This is a genomic window from Desulfobacterales bacterium, assembly GCA_030066985.1.
In the GTDB taxonomy this organism is placed as follows: domain Bacteria; phylum Desulfobacterota; class Desulfobacteria; order Desulfobacterales; family JAHEIW01; genus JAHEIW01.
Window position 1 is genome coordinate 153,920 of record JASJAN010000006.1, and the last position, 18,321, is coordinate 172,240.

The 18,321-nt window shown below is 48.3% G+C and carries 13 protein-coding genes; 2 read left to right on the forward strand and 11 right to left on the reverse strand.

The features are described 5' to 3' along the window. Nucleotides 1–17: 17 nt before the first annotated feature. The 9 genes from QNJ26_05230 to QNJ26_05270 all read right to left on the reverse strand — a co-directional run bounded on the left by QNJ26_05230 (nt 18) and on the right by QNJ26_05270 (nt 12,802). Nucleotides 18–1,016: a metal-dependent hydrolase gene (locus QNJ26_05230; GenBank protein ID MDJ0984927.1), complete on the reverse strand. Its 999-nt coding sequence runs from the start codon at nt 1,014–1,016 to the stop codon at nt 18–20. A 601-nt stretch (nt 1,017–1,617) separates the two neighbouring features. After that, nucleotides 1,618–1,989 carry a YdbL family protein gene (locus QNJ26_05235; protein ID MDJ0984928.1) on the reverse strand — a complete coding sequence of 124 codons (372 nt, stop codon included), beginning with the start codon at nt 1,987–1,989 and terminating at the stop codon, nt 1,618–1,620. A gap of 67 nt (nt 1,990–2,056) precedes the next feature. Next, on the reverse strand, nt 2,057–2,251 hold the full coding sequence (locus tag QNJ26_05240; protein ID MDJ0984929.1) for a YnbE family lipoprotein: 195 nt from the start codon (nt 2,249–2,251) through the stop codon (nt 2,057–2,059). Between the two features lie 3 nt (nt 2,252–2,254). After that, complete coding sequence (locus QNJ26_05245; protein ID MDJ0984930.1) at nt 2,255–4,915, reverse strand: YdbH domain-containing protein; 2,661 nt, start codon at nt 4,913–4,915, stop codon at nt 2,255–2,257. Between the two features lie 252 nt (nt 4,916–5,167). Beyond that, nucleotides 5,168–6,709, reverse strand: coding sequence for a hypothetical protein (locus tag QNJ26_05250; GenBank protein MDJ0984931.1), 1,542 nt, complete (start codon nt 6,707–6,709; stop codon nt 5,168–5,170). A gap of 417 nt (nt 6,710–7,126) precedes the next feature. Next, on the reverse strand, nt 7,127–8,152 hold the full coding sequence (locus QNJ26_05255) for a DUF933 domain-containing protein (protein ID MDJ0984932.1): 1,026 nt from the start codon (nt 8,150–8,152) through the stop codon (nt 7,127–7,129). Between the two features lie 99 nt (nt 8,153–8,251). Next, complete coding sequence (locus QNJ26_05260; protein MDJ0984933.1) at nt 8,252–9,889, reverse strand: hypothetical protein; 1,638 nt, start codon at nt 9,887–9,889, stop codon at nt 8,252–8,254. A 439-nt stretch (nt 9,890–10,328) separates the two neighbouring features. Continuing rightward, complete coding sequence (locus tag QNJ26_05265; protein ID MDJ0984934.1) at nt 10,329–10,838, reverse strand: LEA type 2 family protein; 510 nt, start codon at nt 10,836–10,838, stop codon at nt 10,329–10,331. Further along, complete coding sequence (locus QNJ26_05270; protein MDJ0984935.1) at nt 10,835–12,802, reverse strand: AsmA family protein; 1,968 nt, start codon at nt 12,800–12,802, stop codon at nt 10,835–10,837. The genes QNJ26_05265 and QNJ26_05270 overlap by 4 nt, the downstream gene beginning before the upstream one ends. Nucleotides 12,803–13,379: 577 nt before the next feature. Between QNJ26_05270 and QNJ26_05275 the strand changes: the two genes are divergently transcribed. Next, the gene (locus tag QNJ26_05275; protein MDJ0984936.1) at nt 13,380–14,189 is read left to right on the forward strand and encodes a methyltransferase domain-containing protein; all 810 of its coding nucleotides are present in this window, start codon (nt 13,380–13,382) and stop codon (nt 14,187–14,189) included. An 8-nt stretch (nt 14,190–14,197) separates the two neighbouring features. Here the strand turns inward: QNJ26_05275 and QNJ26_05280 are convergent, their stop codons facing one another. Next, on the reverse strand, nt 14,198–16,354 hold the full coding sequence (locus QNJ26_05280; protein ID MDJ0984937.1) for a hypothetical protein: 2,157 nt from the start codon (nt 16,352–16,354) through the stop codon (nt 14,198–14,200). Nucleotides 16,355–16,802: 448 nt separating this feature from the next. Between QNJ26_05280 and htpX the strand changes: the two genes are divergently transcribed. Continuing rightward, nucleotides 16,803–17,729: a zinc metalloprotease HtpX gene (gene htpX / locus QNJ26_05285; GenBank protein ID MDJ0984938.1), complete on the forward strand. Its 927-nt coding sequence runs from the start codon at nt 16,803–16,805 to the stop codon at nt 17,727–17,729. A 164-nt stretch (nt 17,730–17,893) separates the two neighbouring features. Here htpX and hgcB read toward each other — a convergent pair whose 3' ends face one another. After that, nucleotides 17,894–18,175, reverse strand: coding sequence for a mercury methylation ferredoxin HgcB (gene hgcB, locus QNJ26_05290; GenBank protein MDJ0984939.1), 282 nt, complete (start codon nt 18,173–18,175; stop codon nt 17,894–17,896). Nucleotides 18,176–18,321 lie beyond the last annotated feature (146 nt).

Consider the following 18,321-nt stretch of genomic DNA (forward strand, 5'->3'; position numbering starts at 1 on the left):
ATCAGACTTTTTCATAGTTACGGTGTGGAGTTCCAAATTCTTGCCCATACCAAAGCCAGACGCCGCCAATCCTGGGTGGTTTTCAGCCGTTCATCGTCAATTGGGGTAGGATGCGAATCGTTCAACCTGGCAACCTTGAATCGAAAGACATAATCGGGTTCCGAACCCATGCGCAAATCAGTCATGACTACATACTCGCCCATGGGTGAAAAGGCATAATACCCCCTGGTGAACCTTTTCAGTTTGGCAATTGGAGGGTGTTCTTCTATTCCAGCCATCAATGCCAAGTTTCTGGGGTAAAAATCAACGAACAGCGGTGTTTTCCGATCGAATAGCGAAAAATAGGTTTCGAAATACCGGTCTTTGTCGATGCCCACCACCCGCCATAGCAAAGTGTTAAAGGGCGCCGGGGAGGATATGAACTGGGAATAGGACACCCCCTGACGAGCAAGCTTTTCAGTCACCCTGCGTTCGACAAATTCCGCGGCGCTAAATGCCCAAACCAGGTAGGCCAGACTAAGAACCAGTCCAACCATATTGAGTCGATGCCCTAAGGTACTATATCTTTTTAACACCAGCGCTGCCAGTACGCCCAATAATATCGGTATAGTAAAAAAGGGGTCAATGATGAATAGAATCGGGACTGCCATAGGCGTGGTGTCAAAAGGCCAAAAGACTTGCGTCCCGTAGATGGTCAGCAGATCCAAAAGCACACTGGCTTCCAGTACAAGGAAGCACAGCAGAACCCATCGGCGATAATACCGCTTCGTGTCAGGATGAACCTTAGTAATCAGCCAGGCTATCATCGGCGATAAAAGGGCCAGGAGAATGAGAGAATGGCTGAATCCTCGATGGTAGACAAAGTCATTCACCGGCCCGCCGAGGGGGATAAAAACATCCAGATCAGGTAACGTTCCCAAAACTGCACCCCACACAAGGGCCTTCCTCCCGATCTTTTTACCAAGGACTGCCTCTCCGCATGCGGCTCCAAATGTCAGCTGGGTCAAAGAGTCCATCGTTTTCCTACTTCATGAACAGGTTGCGTTACATTGGGTACAATCACGGTTCGCATAAGGCTGTGATATTCACAGTATCGGAACGAATTTTGGCGCGATTTCGGGGCCGGAGCTTGCCATAAAACAAACTTGGGTAAAATACATGTTTAAAAGGGATATCACAATGATATTTTAAAACGTATTGCAAAGGGTTGGTGGCGGCATTTGGGCAAATATTTGCATAATTATCGAAATCGCTTCTACTGATTACTCAATGACAAATATACAAAATGTTCACCTCATCAAAATTTTGGACTTCGTGCCTTCTCCTGATATTATTGAAATATTGAGATTGCATTCAAAAATATAAGCCGTCTTAAATTTTTGGTGTTAGTGAGTCGCCATAATATATTGTGGCATCGAATACGGGTGGGAATACGGGGGATTTGGGTTGTATATTTAAATCAATTTAAAGCGTTCAAAATTCCAGCTCATGCTACCATTTCTTCAACAGGTCACCCTGTCGGATTTGTTATTTCAGCCTAAGGTTTTTCTTCCTGACACCTGAACACTGCTTGCCACGCCGTAGCTATTTTAACGAAGGCGGGACAGCTGAAACCTTTTACTTTTGAATCCAATTGCCGCCGGCATCCTGCACCCACTCACCCGGTGCGGCTCTTTTGGCAATTTGCAGGGCACGACGTTTGCCAACCAGTTCGGCGGTAGTGCCCTGCTGTTTGGCGATGGCCTGGTAGACGGTTTGACGGTCCTTGTTTTCGGCAGCCACCACATCGGCACTTACTTTTTGGTTGCCGACAAATTGCAGAAAGCCTGCGTTGTCCTCACCCACAACACCCTGTGATTTGAGCTTTTTGATGTCCGGCAGCCGATTTTTCATTCGCGCTTTGATGTCTTCTGCGAACGCCGATACCCCCAGCACAAAAAATCCAACCAGTAACACTATTATCATTTTTGTTGATATCCGTTGTTTCATACGTAGGCTCTCCTTGGTCTTCTCTTTGAACCGTTACTGTTTTATTTGACGGCTATTCAGCGACTGTCTATTTTAGCTGGTCTTCAGCCGCGTCGATATCTCCGAAATAATCATCCAGGGCACGATCAACCTTCACATTGACATCGATGGTAATGTGAATCGGTTTGACCTCCACCGGCGCTACTTCGACTTTGTGTTGGGTGCAGCCTGCTGTTGTTAGAACCAACATGGCAGCAAGTATGATCAAGATCGGTTTGGTCATTTTTTATGGCTCCCTGCTTTGTTGAATCATTTGAATGAGCTCCTGGTACTGCATCAACTTATTCAGCGGCAGCCTGAAATTGACATCCAGGCGAATGCCCTGAAAGGTCGATCCCTGCACGCCGGCTTCTACCTTGGCAAAGCTTCCAATATCTTTTCGATAAACAAAAGGCAACGATTGCGCAGGTTTTCCGTCAAGTTGCATGTTCAAGAGCAAATCTTCGCCTTCTGTGGTAAGGTTAAGTTTAGCCCAAGTGTAATCATAATCTTCCAGGGCCTTTCTGGCAAGTTCCATTTGAACATATTGCGGTGTGTCCGGTGGAATACCGGCAGTTAAGATCTCGGTGTCTTTCATGCGAATCTTACCGGGTTGACCGGGTGTCGTAAACAAAAACCCGTCTTTAAAACTGATTTGTCCGTTTGTAATTTGAATGGGGATTCGGCCGTTTAGCTCGCCTTCAGCCTCCACACTGGCCGCCCCGAATTGCTGCAGCACCTTGGCCAGATCTAAACGATCGCAATATAAGATAAGCTGGTAGTCATCGACCCCGGTTTTTAACCGAATAGCCGGTGCGTCTACATTCCCGTCACACCAAATAAAATGGCTTTTTTCGATCAAAAACGACTGGGCTGATTCGATTTGAAAATCGATTTCTCCGTTATCGATATTCATATCTCCCAATGATGCGCGGGAGAATTTGAGTTTCTGACCGGGAGCGCTGCGAACGTTGGCCAGATCCTGAATTAACAGCTCAGTCTGAATCCCGGCAACTACAATTTTACTATTGCGGTGTCGCAATATACCGTTATGCACACTTGATTCGGCGGACGCCTGCCATCCGTTAGGTCCGATGACGATATTGCCCTGTTCCCGGAGCTTGCCGCTAAAAGTAAAGCCTTGTGCAGCCGGCAGAAATTTTCCCAAATCGATTTCCGGAGCTGTTGGTGGATAAGCAATCGTAAAACGGGCCCGGGTCTCAAGACCGTCAGCGTTTTCAACAACCGAGGCGCCCGAAAATTGAACCACCAGTGCCGGCAGCATCGGATTTCTCATTTTGCCGCTGAAGGTTACCCCGGACGCCGTTTGCTGAACGTCTGCCTGAACCGATCCCAGATCCAGTTGATCAATGCGTGACTGCTTTATGGATATCATCCCTTTTTGACCTAAATTGGCAGCTGGAAATTTAAATGGAATGCTGCCCTGCGCTCCTTCGAGCACAATGTTTGCCGGGTTTGCCTCCAAACGGGTGTCGGCAAATTTTAAGCGACCGCTAATGCTTTGTCGACCCTGTCGGTCCCGAACCAGTTGGCCGCCCGCAAACAGGCGCTTTAGTCGAAGGGTCGCCGATGAGGCAGCCACAACAGAGCCTGACAAATCTAAATTAAACGTTGAAATTCCGCCACGGTTTTGCCCGGCATTCAAATTTGTTTCGCCTGTTAAGACGAGACGGGGAGAGAAAATGTTTACACTTTCAGAGACGATGCGAACAGCGGCAATTTGCAACTTATAGCGCATATCGAATAGACGCCCGGACCCTTCGGCGCTAAGTTCCACAGTGGGCATTTGAGAGGATATGCGGTGTCGAAGGTATTGAAATGCCATTTGATTTTGCGCTGCAGATCGGCGGTCTCCGCTGATCAACTTCAGCTGCCATTGGTCATCCCTGGTCACTTGGCCGGAAAATATTAGCGGCAAACTCACCGCCCGTGTAAATAACAGCCCAGGGGTGGACGTTGTTAGGTCATCCGCTTTATCAGATGACACATTTAAATGTCCTGAAAACGCCGTACCCGTTTCAGTGGTATGCAACCTTGCAACGAAATCTGACAATCGGGCTGCCAGTGGTGCGCGCAGGTCCAAATTTGAGAACCTGATATCGATTTCATCCTGGCTGTGGCGCTTGACATCTATGGAGAGTGTGGTGGCCTGATGGGGGTCGCTGGAAGAAGCTTTGAACTGCAAGCCTTTATACCCAATGTCCATTGCGGATCCCTCTAAGCGTCCGCTGAAAGATGATACTTCAAACGGCTTTAGGCGAATGTGGGCCTGTGCCGCCAGACGGGTCTCACCGGACACATGCAATCCATCAATGCGTTGAAACAGATCAGCAAATCGCAACAGTTCGACATCGGAAGCGCTAAATTCGGTTTGAATTTGGTATTGCTTTAAATCGATGTTGGCTAAAGCGGTGAACAGCTGTCCACGCGGATAAAGACGGACAGATGCAACCAAGATGTGGTCGGCACCTTTTTGCGGGGCAATATCGATTTCAAATGCCAGGCGGTAGGTTGTCTTGTCTGTCGCCCAGATGAGCATGCCATTGTTGATTTCAATACGATCCGGTAATGATTTGGCATCAATTTGAGCAGCATTGCCCTTTGCCGTGGGGCTGTTGAACTGGCTTAACCATTGTTTTAAATCAAACCCGCGCAGCCCCCATTGCCCGTTTTTATGCTCAATGTAAAATTCAACGCCACTGGCCGCGATTTTTTTAATTTTTTTACGATAAAGTTCTCCGGCTGAATAATCCACCTGAACGGACCGAACAATGACAGCCGGATTTCGGGACGACCCCAAACGCAGCGGGCCCAGATCGGCGCCTTCAAGATCCAACTGCCGAAAGTCCAGTGTGAATTCAGGAATCCCGCCATCCTTTTTCAACATAGAGATCAGTTTGGATTCCAAGAAACCGGGAAGAAGATATGAGACCAAAAAAAATAAACCCGCTGCGATGAATATCACCAGCGATATAAAAATGATGGGGTATGTTATGTTGCGTCTAACTGGCATTGCTTTCACATTGATATGATGATGTTCCTAAGGATTCGTCGAAAAGGTTTTCACCACCCAATATAATCATCCTAGCCGGCTGCTCGTTGAATAGGACGTTTCAGCTCATTTTAATGTTGACCGTGCCTATGGCTTCCTTAGCAGAAAGGAACTTCTGGTCATTCCCGCCCCAATGGAGTCGTAAAGGATGGTTTTGGCGCGCTGCAGGTTTTCAAGGTTTTGATTGATCGCATACCCCTGAATTTTGTCCGGTTGCAGCGCACCGCACTCAAGATCATAGGGCAGTCGTTGCATGCAGACAACCGAACAGTTTCCGCGTTCGTGAATATTGGTCACCATCTTGTTGGCAATCACGTCCGCAACCGCATTTTTTAAATCGGCTTTGGGCTTATCCAGCACCTGCCCTAAAGTTAACGGAATCATGGCAAAATTGGCTTGATGTTCAATCAGAAGGTCAATGTCGTCCATGTCCAGGCTGTTGGGTGTCAGCAAGGCCGCCAAATGGTATTTGGCGCCGCGGGTGGCATGCAAAAAGACGCCTTTACCGTTCATTTGTCCGAACATATCCATTTTGTCGCCAGACGGCCGGACCTCAATGTAAGGGGCAAAACATCCATGGCTTTGAGTAAAGGTGTCAACAATGCCCCATTGGGGTCTGTGGTCGAAATGTCTTTGCCCTCGGTGCAAGCGAAGCTCGACACGTCCATCACCGGCAAGATAAACCGAGGCGATGGTTTTGTATTTGCCAACAGCTGCATATGCGTTTGCGATCTTCAACAGATGATCTGGTTGACGGTCAACCGTCATCACATCAAATGCAAAGGCGTTGACGTGTTGATTATAAAATGCCAAGGCATTGCGAAAGCGGTTAAAGGTTCCTCTATCTGTCTCGGCTGGATAAGATTGTTCAACAAGGTGGTGCTGGACTCTGGTGGCCAGTGCCGGCACCCGGTGCTCGAGCCTACCCAGTTGATTATCAACAATGATGCCGCCTAATCGATGCGGGCCTTTTATTTTTAACAGCTCACTGGCGATGCTGCGTGCGAGATTTTTCCCGGATTCAAACGCTACGGTCGCCGTCAGATCAACGCCAGCGGTTTCTGGAACCTGCGCCCTGGTTTCAAGAACGGTGGCCACGGCATCATCTCCGAAGATAATATTGGCGGTGTCGTCTGGGGGGAAGACTTCAGCGCGATGCACGTTTTCGGCACCGACAATAACGGAAAGATCTCCGGCCTGAAGCATGCCGGCCAGCGACATCATAAACACCAGCTCAACAGACACATTAAAGCCCGGGCAGCCCGCATATAGATCGAACACCATGGCATCGGGGCAACTGTTTTGCACCAGTTCAAAGGGGTGGCGAACCACCGGTCCCGGATCATTTTTGTCTTCACCTATATTGGTGGCCCCGATGATCAATTTGATGCGCGCCGGGTCGATATCCGATGTTTGCAGCAGCTCCTCAAATGCCAGGACACCAATGCGCTCATTGGGTGGCGCCACAATGCGGGTTCTAACACCAATGCGTTCTTCGATGGTTTTATGGTTGACCGGTATGCCGCCCTTAAATGACATGTCCTTGTTTTCATAAATGGAATTGTCAACCAGCCGGCCGCCGTTCCAGGCCCCCTGGGCAATGATGTCCAATACCGTATCCTTTGCCAAATTCTTCTCCTTATTCGTTTAAACGCGATAGGTAAATAAGCACATGGGTTACGGTCATGTCATTTTTTTCCAGGCGATATGAATTGTGCCGTGCCGGGTGGCCTGATATTTGCGATTTGCGGTTGCGCATACAAGAACAAAAATCTTCCGTGCTTTCATCCCAAATATCTGGCCACTGTGGCCGTATTTGGAACCTCATAGCATATCGCCTTCCAGAAAAAAACATGACCTCTGATGTTTCCAGATAACCGCTTGAAAATATCTTTAATATGTGAAGTGGCTTTTAAACGTTTAGATTTTGGTCGAGGGCAAGGCGTGAGGCGTTGAAAACTGCGCAGCGTACTTATTGTACGCAAGCAGCTTTCAACGATGAGCAACACAGCCATCGGCCAAAAGATGAGGGTTTAAAAGCCACTTCTATACATTGAAGCGGAATTGAACGATATCCCCATCCTTTACTTCGTAGGTTTTGCCCTCCAATCTGACGGTTCCTTGCTTTTTGGCCTCATTGTAGCTGCCGGCTGCCATCAGATTCTCAAAGTCGATCACCTCGGCGCGGATAAAGCCCTTTTGCATGTCGCTGTGAATATGACCGGCAGCTTCCAGGGCCTGGGTGCCTTTTTTAGTGGTCCAGGCGCGAACCTCATTGCTGATGATGGTAAAAAAGGAAATCAAATCCAAAAGCGCATACGATCGTCGGATCACGCGGTCCATGGCCGATGCCGAGATATTAAACTCGGCCAGAAATTCAGCAGCCTCATCCGGAGCCATCTGGGCTAGCTCCTGCTCGAGTTTACCCCTGATCACCAGGCAGTCTTCCGCCGCAACCAGACGCCCTACATCCGGGGGACGATCATCATCATCTTCATTATTGAAAAGAATTAAGGTGGGCTTGGCACTTAAGAAGGTAAACCCTCTGAGGCGGTGGGCGGATGCCAGCTCCGGTTTGTGTCTCAACGGCGTTTCTTTTTCCAGACAGTCACGACAGGCCGTCAGCAGGTCGTATTCTTCCGGGTCCATTTTTTTGCCGCGCTGGTGGTCTAGTTGAATGCGCTCCAGGCGTTTTTCTGTCACCAGCAGATCCGCCAAGATGAGTTCCTGGTCGAGTCTGTTAAAATCCTGGGCAGGGGACGGATCCTCAATTCCGTAAACCGCATGGTTGCGAATGACATGCAACAGCGCGTCGCAATCCCTGACGGCTGTCCACAGTGATGGGTCTGCAGTGCTGTTTTTTTTAAGGCCCGGCAAAAAATATTCCACCTGGACGTAGATAATTTTTTGCGGCTTGACCATCCGGCTCAGTGCATCGACGCGGTCATCCGGCACCCGGACTGTGGCAATCCGATCCCGCCCCTTTTGTTCGGGGCCGGTAGTATTTTGGGTCAAGGCATCAAATACGGTTGATTTGCCTGCACGCGGCAGGCCAATTATGCCTAGCTTCATATCAGGCCTCAAAAGCTGTTTGGACCGATTCAGGTATGGTTAGAAACTACCATCGACAGCGGAGATGAAGCAAATAAAAAATCGTTATTCGCAGACGGTTCAGGTCTTGGCGGCGGAATTAGCAGATGGGGCTTCAATTTCAGCAGCAGCTTTGGTCGGCGAACTTTGCCGGCGGAACGGGTTGTTGAAGATCAGAACGGTGATAATTGGCAGAATAAGCGCCATGACGCTGACCGTTATCATTAAGGTGCCCAGCTCATCGTACTGACCGCGCGGGATGATAAAGATTTTATTCAAATAATTGGTGCCAAGCTGGCTGGCCGAAAGGGCCAGATTGGTGAAGGCCGCCATAACGGCAAAATAGGTGGCTTTTTTATCACGGGGTGCTTCCTTGGCAATCCAGGCCAGCATGGGGATCATGGCCACCTGGCCCATGGGCGAATCGGCCATAGTGTCGATGATGGCAATGGTGCGCGCGCCAAAGCCAAAATGGGCTTCGGTCCACTCATGCAAACCAAAATACATGCCGATAAACGGAAGGATCATAATGGTCTGGTAGACCGCTAAAAATACCACCAGATAGGGCACCGGATGGCGCCCCATCCAGCTGCGCAGGGCAAACATACCGGCGATGGCCAGCAATGAAGCGATCTGCCGCAAAGTGCCGAAAAAGGCCTCATCAAAACCCAGCACATCGATTTGCCACCACTGGGCACCGGGGCCAAATGAGGGCATGGCCCGGAAGACAAAGATGATCACCGCAATGCTGATGATTTCACGACGCTTAGCCGGCGCCATCTCCTGCACGAGCTGGAAAATGAGATAGCCGATAATCGCCAGGGAGCCCGCAAAGATGATTTCTTTTTTTAATTGCAGAGCCGACAACCCCAGCAGCAGGGTCATGATCACAAACACGCCGCTGCCCCCCAGGATATACCAGTTGGGATCTGTGCGGTTGTCGTTTGCCTGCAGCATGTCATCGATTTCCGCTGCTGAAAATCCTTCTTGCCTCAGCTGACGGCGGCGACGTCGGGTCGTCCAGCTGCCCAGGGTTACCCCCATAACTGAAATTAGGGGGATAATAAGCGACCACTTGTACATGATCTCATAGGAGAGGATGCTGGCCAGCCAGCCACCCAGCCCGGCCACCAGAGCGCTGCCGCCGATAATGGCGATGCGTCCCAGGGTCTGCATGGTGACATGCATGCGCTGCAGTTTATCATCCGCTATGCGGGTGCCGGTGTCATCGACGGTCGGCACGGCTTCAACGGTCATGGCGTCGGCCACAACATCCTGCAGAACAAACCCCACCGGGGAGAGCAGCACCGAAATGATATACCAGGTATCAACCGGTAAAAATGATGCCATCCACTGAGTATGACCGGTCAAGCCCACCATGATCAGCAAGCTAAGCGCCATCAAGGTGGCCCCGAAATAAACAAAGGCGGCTTTGCGGCGCCAGAACAGATCCACCAGGTGTCCCAGCGGCATCTTTAAGGCCCAGGGCAGGCCGGCCCAAAAGGCCAGACCGGCCAGAAAGGCAGCCGATAATCCCAACTGCTCTTTGACAAAAAATGATTCGATAATGCCGGTAAATGCCGAAATACCGGCTGCCAGATAGACCATCAGCGGCGGCAGATAACTCCAGCGCATTTCGCGAAAAATGCCTAAAAAGTCCCTTGTAAACCAGGTCCAGATGCGGCTGGTAATGGGGGTGCTTTTGCTATTGGCAGTCATTTTATCCTTCAGTCAGAGCCGTCCAGGTGGCTTTTTTTATCGCTTCAGCCCAATCAGCTAAAGTTTGGCGCTACTCAAACAAACGGGTTTGAATCCGTTTTGAGCCTCAGGTGCCATTTATATTTTACAAAATTCAGATTGTTTTCACAAGACCGGTCAGGTTACGGAATTGAAGAAAATCCAAACACCCAAATTCAAAATCACAACTGTTGGGGTCATTGAAATTTGAGATTTGGAATTTGTTTGGCCTGCGACGAGCCGTTCGGCCCTGCCTTCGACATGAGACTTTAACGTGAGCTCGGTCGAACGTTCAGACCGAATGTAGCTCACGGCCGAAGGGCTCAGACCGAGTCGATATTTGATGCTTGAATTTTGGGATTTTGTTTATTTGGGATCTAATTGATTACATTATAGAAAGTTAAACATTTTTGGGCGGCGATTATTCAGTAAGCTGACGGCGCTCCATTAATTCGGGGATGTCCGGTAGGGAGATCTGGCCTTCGGACTCAAAAGGCAGGACTCCGGGAAAAGCGCCTGCTCCCAGGCGCAGCTTGCCCTTAATTCGATATTGCAATTGTTCCTGTTTTTGCATGCCCACAGCACTTTTAATGATGTCAATGACCGATGAATATACGCGTAGCGTCAAAAGCTCAGTGCCATAAGCCGGGATCTGAACATCGGATTCTGAAACCCCGAAGGCAAAATCTTTGCCGTTAATTTCAATTTCACTTTCGATGCCTTTGATGATTAAGGGTGTATCATTGGTGTTGAATACGCGCAGCTGTACCTCAAAGACGGTTTCAAGGAAGTTAAACGACTCCGGACGAATATTGGCGAGTTTGACTCGCGGCTGTTCCATGCGCTTACCCACGCCGGCACAGCCGGTCAAAATAAATGACAGTACCACAGCGATGATCAAGGTGCTGCCTGGTCTGAGGGTTTGTCTCATTGATTGAGTATTCCTTTCAAAAGTCCTTTGCCTTTTTCTTCAAGCTTCTCTTTATCCATCAATTCTTCGGGTTTTTCGGTCCCCTCTAACACACCCTGCAACTGCTTTTTGGCGACGCCGGCAAGGTCCGGTGCAAACTTGGGATCGGAAAATGTTCCGGATACGATGACCGGAACCATCAGTCCGCTGCGATCCGATACATCCCCCTGTCCTTTGATTGTGCCGACCACTTTGGGCTCCACCCGGAAGTCCAGCGTTTCTGTGACCAGGTTGGCATCACCGGCTGCCAGAACCCTAATCAGCGGTGACTTCAGACTGGTTTGCGGGGTGTTGAACAGCCCATTGGTAATGGTGAAGGGCGCACTGAGTTCTGCAAAATCGGTGCGCGGTCGCTCGGAAGGTTTTTGGGCCAGGCCAAATGCGGCTTTGGCATTGCGAACCATTCCGGCCAGATCGATACCGACGATGGCACCGTCGTTAAATTGCAGCTGACCCTTACCGTTGAGGGTCTGCTTTATCTTATCCGGATTATCGCCGGTCATGGCCAGGTTGAGTTGCGCATTTGTGACGCCTTCAAGAATATCTTTTTCCACAACATCGCGCAGCAAAGGGCCAACCTGAACGCCGGCCACATTCAGGCTCATGTTGCTTTTGGGTGTTTGGGTCTGCACATTGAAATTGCCTTTGCCGTTGACGTTGCCCTGATACATAGTCAATTGCAGCGGATCAAGATTGAAAATACCGTTTTTGGCCTTGATCTGAACCAGCAGGTCGCTGATTTTGGCTTTGCTGGCCACCAACTGACCGATTTTAAGACGCCCGTCCAAAATCATTTTGCGCAGGGGCTCATAATCGGTGGCTTTTTTGGCAGCTGTTTTTTCAGCGGGAGCGGGTTGTTCGGATTTTGGCGGCAGATAGCGATCCAGATTGATCTGGTCTAAATTCATATCAAATGCCAGATTGGGTCTCGAAAAATCGGAGGCCTTGAGCGAAAAATTAAGCGTTGATTCGTCTAGATTCAAAACCCCATTGGATACCGAAACCCGGTTGGCGTCTCCTTTGAGATTCGCTTTTAGCGCCACACTGTCCAAAGCTTTGGGATCTGAAGTGGCCACCGGAAATGGTTGATCCAGGGCGGCGACCAGCTTGCGCGGGGAAAACGGCTTCATCTCAACGGCCAGATCGAATCCAGGTGTTGACCCCGGATTCATGACGCTGCCTTTTAGCTGCAGGACAAGCTCCTTCAGGGCATTGATATCCAGATCCACGGGGATGGTGGCTTGCTTGAAGTCTTTGCCGACGGGTCCTAAAGCGCCTACCATTGATATGGGTTGTTTATCGAGTTGTGCTGCAAAAGACAGTTTGATCGGCCGGTCCAGGGAGACATCTTTTAAATTTAAATTAACGGCTGTTATTTCCTTGCGGCTCTGGGTTGAGTGGTCAATCCAGATGATCGAACCATTTTTCAATAAAAACTCACCAACGGTCAGGTCTTTGATGGGCAGACCGGCGCTCGACGGTTCGGGTTCTTTTTTCTTTTCGGTTGTTGTTTTATCCTTGGTCCCCTCCATCTGAGCCCAGTTACCGCGCCCGTCCTTGTTTTTCACTAAGGTAATGAAAGGTTCGTTTAAGACAAAGCGCTTGACTTGAATGTCTTTGGACAGCAGAGGCAACAGCTTGACCCTGACCTCAAAGGACTTGACCGAAACAAACTCTTTTTCAGCAAATCCGGCCAAATTTCCCAGTTTGGCCTCGGAAAAAGAGACACCGGCCCACGGAAAAAGCGACAGGCTCAGATCATCTCCCATGCTAAACGGCCTGCCGGTCTTCTCGGCGACAAGCTTTTCTATTTCGGGTTTATAGTCCTTAATGTCGATAAAAGCCGGCGCTATTAGTAACGTGGCAACAACCAGCACAACCAGCCCGACACATATGATCAATCCCCACTTGATCGCTTTGTTCATTATCTTCCTCCTTAGATTATACGCAACAATTCATTTTTGTGTAAATCTACTCACCGTATGTGGCGGTGTCAACAAAAGGGGTCTAAGAAGAAGTCAGACGTGCCCATCCTAATCTTCTTTCTGCGATGGTTCACTCTTCCCGGGGCGCCTTCACCCTATTAACTTTTCATTTATTGTGCCAATTGTTCTGAAAACGGCATGAATGCGTTAACACTTTAAGATATTTCTTAATTTCAATAGGGCGGATAGCCGAAAGGTGCGCCTTCCGATGCCGAAAAAGGGGTAAATCCCCAAAGTCTGGGGCATTTAACTGGGTGGCAGCTCTATTTCCGATGGAATCGCCCCGTTAGCATCATTCCGGCGGCAGGCGAGAACTACCCCTTTAAGGGCCGCCGCCCATGGTTGGTGCCCACTGCATAAGGCATTCGGCAAGATCGCTTTTTAACCGAAAAATGAGGTATTGTTGCCGGATCTGTTGACTTTTTTTACTTTTGTCATCAATATAGCATTTTTGTAAAACAAAGGCCCTTTTGCGACTTCGGTCAATGATAATTTGGGAGGTTGAGGAATCTAAATAATGAAGCAGCGTAATTATTTAATGGAAAGTGCTGAAGAATCTGTTCGTCTTGATATGAAAACAGATCCTGTGGCGGTTGAAAAACAAGCGCTCTGGGCGGGTATCAAACCGGGGATGCGCGTTGCTGATTTGGGCTGCGGGTCAGGGAAAACCACTTTTTACCTGAACAAGCTCGTAGAACCGAATGGTTCAGCTGTTGGGGTGGACCTGTCGCCGCAGAGACTGCAATATGCCAAAGACCATTATGCCCATGAAACCATTGAGTATATATGTACCGATATACGCCAACCGCTGGCTGATCTGGGGATGTTCGATTTTGTCTGGGTACGGTTTGTGCTTGAATACTATCGTCAGGAAAGCCCGGATATTGTCAAAAATATCTCAAAGATTTTAAAACCGGGCGGAATTCTATGCCTGATCGATCTGGACTGCAACTGTATGCGGTATTTCGGTCACACCAGTCGACTGGAAAAGTATTTAAATGCCATTATGGATATTATCCAAAATGAGTTTAACTTCGATCCGTATGCCGGAATTAAATTGTATTCATACCTTTATGACACAGGCTACCGGGATATTGACGTTAAGGTCACACCCCATAACCTCATTTTCGGTGAATTAAAAGACGTCGATAATTTTAACTTTACCAAAAAAGTGGAAACCATTGGGAAGCATTCGGGGATTGAGTTTGATGCCTATGAAGATGGTTTCGACGGCTTTTTTAAAGAATTTGTCGAATTTTTCAGTGATTTCAGAAGATTTACCTACACCCCCCTTATTTCCTGCTGCGGGCGTAAGCCTGTTTCCTGAGATTGATCCTAAAAGAATCGCAGCAGCCGATTGATATACTTGAAATACTGATCCGAGAACTGCAGGCTGAATGCCCATAAATTATAGTGCTTTTCGTAGGCAATGCCCTTTTCATCGGCATAGGCGGCAGGATATAAAAGTGCGGGCATGTCTGATTTTTCAAATTTTATGGCCAGGGTGTCGAGGGTGGTGTTTAAGATTTTTGGCGAAAATGCTTTCGAGTCGATAACAAAAACTTTGATGCAATTGGTTAAATCAGACAGATTGAGGCCAAGGTTGGTTAAATTCACCATAACCACCGCTTTTAACTGCTCTTGCTGCCGCACTGCGAAGAGGTGACGGTTGCGATTTAAGCCCATACGATTGTATTCTTTAGAAAGTGCATCAATGTTAAGGCAGTCGGGTTTCAAATCGGTGGCATCCAGCATCAGCCCTCCGGATACGTGCTGGTAAAAATTTTCCAACTCCAAAAGATCCATCTCTGATATCTCATCAAGCTGCCATGTTTCCGGCAGATGTGCCTTGCGGGCTAGATCGTGCCGATGATGATAGTAGGCGAAGGCATCTATTGAGCATCCTTGAGGATCATGAATTGACTGGGCAGCTCCCCCAAAGACTCGGCTCGGAAATTTATTTTCAGGGCGGTAATAACAAATCAAATAGTCCATGTTCAGCGAATTGAGTCGGTGGGAATTGTTGCCCATGCGGCCAATTTGGTCGAGGACGATCAACCCGGCTTTGTTGAGAGCTGATTTGCGGGCGGCATGATGGTGAATTAACCAGGTAGTATTGTAATAGCGAAGCATGGCCATATGCCCCAGGATACGGCCATTGTCCTGGTAGATAAAATGTCGTGTAATGTTGGAGTCGCGATTGTAAAGTTTTTCGTAAGTCGCTTTGATCTGATGTTTGTTTTTTTCAATATGCTCATACTTGTCAGGATAGATAAACCCTGTTTCAAAAAAGAAATTCCAGAGCTCATCAAGGCTGACACGATTGCAAAAGTAGGAATTTTCATTCTTGGCGTGTTGCAGAATAGAAATTAGTTTGGCGTGATCTTGGATATCGATGTCGAGCAGCGCCAGACCGCATTTTACTTTGTTTTCCGCAACTTCAGTGTCGATGCTTTTACGATAAACGACCTGAGCGCGACATTTGATTTTAAAACTGTTGGCAACACTTAACTCCAATTCAGGCAAAATCATACCCGGCAAAAGTACGGAATTTGTGTGGCTTTCTTCAACCGCAAACCCCGATCCTGACAAATTGATGACTTTAAGATCAAACCGTCTATGGGTTAAGGGGTGTCTGAAGAAAACATTCGGTGAAGGTGTTAATTGGTAGCGGTTACTTCGAAACTCTTTATTCTTGAAGCGTTGAATTTCATAGACGATAGGTTTTAATATGTAAACGCGATTTTTTTTATCTGCGTCATGTCGAATGATTTTGCATTCACCGGAATAATACGTTTCTTTGGAATCGGATAAGATAAGGCTAATTGTAGATTCTGAATTAATCCACTCAAAAGTTTGGGGTGGCTCAGCCTTGAGCTTTATCTTAAGAGAACAGGCATTAAAATCTACCAGTGTGCCGGAAAAAATAGAGCTGTTTTGTATGAGTTGCGCCGTTATTCCTATGCTGGCATGGCGCTGCATCTTCCGTGAACTGACTTCAACACCATGTTCCGGTAGCAATAGCCGAATGACTTTTTTATCCATGCGGATCAGCTCGGGTTCCAAGCTGATGAGGTTTTGACCATCTGGGATTAAAAGATTTTGAAATTCATATGCGTCCAATGACTGTAAGTCGTTTTGCGAATCTTCCCAGGAACAATCCAGCTCATCGCCCATGCATGGTTGAGGCCTGGCCAAAAGTGTTTTAAGACTATGATAGGAACGGTGTTTAAGATTGACCAGAAGCGTTCTGTCCTGAAAATTAATGAAGTTGATTTTATTGATCAGCTGTGCCTTGCGAATTCTGACGGCTTGCGCAGCCTCTTCTTCCGTATGTCTGCGCGTTACGGCGTAGAGTGCTTTTTTTTCGGCTGGACTGATTTGTGAATCAGCGACGGGTGGGTTTGCGGATGGGATACGCTGTGAATCGCTGGATTGGCTGTATGGCTCCACGAGCTGCAGCGAGTCTTGCGCGGTTTTCAATTTCTCCATTCTGCTCACCTAATTTCATCCGTCAATGCAGCACCAAAGCGTTGGGTTTATCTCGCATTTTCGGTCAGGGGGGCATCTAACCGGGTGCAGATCATGGATTTGATTAACGTATATTTGTTGGCATGACGGCCTGCAATTGCTCTCTTCGGCAATACCTTTGCGTGTAGCATATTAACCTAAGGCAAACAACAAGTATTTTTACAAAAGAATAATTATTTTTTTGAATTTCATTTAGTTATTGCAAATCGACTTTTATGAATAATCCGGCCTAGAGCGTCAGACGCCACTTTAAAATTGGATGCGCGAGCTTGCCAATTTTAAGTACCGCTTTATATTCTGGCAGTAAAGTTCAACATGATATCAGCAACAAAGGCTGGACATAAAGGCGAACTGATTGTGCTTAATGCACAGCCGCTATCCATGGGCAGAATGAAAGGAGTTAAGAGCGATGGGAAACCGGATAAGAACTACGATCCTCCTGGCTGTGATGACGGCCTTAATCATTTGGATCGGGCAGTATTTTGGCGGGCAACAGGGAATGATCCTTGCGCTTTTGATCGCCGCGGGGATGAATTTTTTCAGTTACTGGTTTTCGGATAAAATTGTTTTAAAAATGTACCGTGCCCAGGAAGTCAGTCCTGAGCAGGCACCGGGAGTATATGAGATGGTCAAGACGCTGGCCGATAATGCCCAGCTTCCGATGCCTAAGATTTATGTCATACCTAAAGACACGCCGAATGCCTTTGCCACCGGCCGCAACCCGGAGCATGCCGTTGTGGCTGTTACCCAGGGTTTGCTCAATATAATGGAACACGATGAGGTCAAGGGTGTGCTGGCGCATGAATTGGCGCATGTCAAAAATCGTGATATTTTAATCGGCAGCATTGCGGCCACCATGGCCGGTGCTATTATGGTCCTGGCGAATATGGCGCGATTTTCAGCCTTGTTTGGCGGAAGGGGCGGTGATGGCGATCGGGGAGGCGGCGCCATCGGACTGATTGCCATGTCGATAATGGCGCCGTTTGCAGCCATGATTATTCAAATGGCCATCTCGCGATCACGCGAATACTTGGCGGATGCGACCGGCGCGCGTTTTGCGGGCAGCCCGGAAGGATTGGCCCGCGCGCTTGAAAAATTGGGCCAGTATTCGAAACAAAGACCGATGAATGCGAGCCCGTCTACCGCCCATATGTTTATCGTAAATCCTTTGTCAGGCAGAAGTATGATGAGCTTGTTTTCAACGCATCCACCCCTTGAAGAGCGCATCGCGCGACTGCGCGGAGGCAATGCCGCAAACGAGAAAAAAGCGGAACGACCATCTGGTGACCATCGGCAGGCGCAGGGTAAAGCTTTCTGGGACCGGCTTTCGAAGTGAGGGTCTTGGGTGAGTGGCATAGAACCTATCTCAAAAACAGTAGATCACGCCCAAGGGCGCGACGTAAACCGATTCAAAAGTGGAGCATACACGATAGTATTCGAGCATTTTGAATCGGTTTACAACAATGCCCCTGGGCGTTAGATGCATTTTTGAGATAGGTTCTAATTGCCGCAGCACACAGCGGTGTTCCTGCCCTTGATCCAGGTCTGAATAATATAGGACGCACAGCCCACACCCGGTGACACCCCAATGGCGTCCGCGGGGCAATTTTTAGCACAGGCACCGCATTCCATACAGGCGTCCAGATCATCGATGCGGGCCTTTTTGTTGTGCATTGAAAAGATGGCATGCGGGCAGACAATCTCACACATACCGCAACCCACACAGGCTTGGGGATTCAAAGTCAATGTGGTCACACCAGGCAGATATCTAAACGTTTCCATTTACAAATCCTAAACTAAACAGGCCATAATTAATTACGATATAACCACGAAGTTCACGAATAACACAAAGATTGATCTCCTCAAAATTGCTATTGAAACGCTTTCTGAACTTCGTGTCATCCGTGGTGAACAAAGCATAATAACAA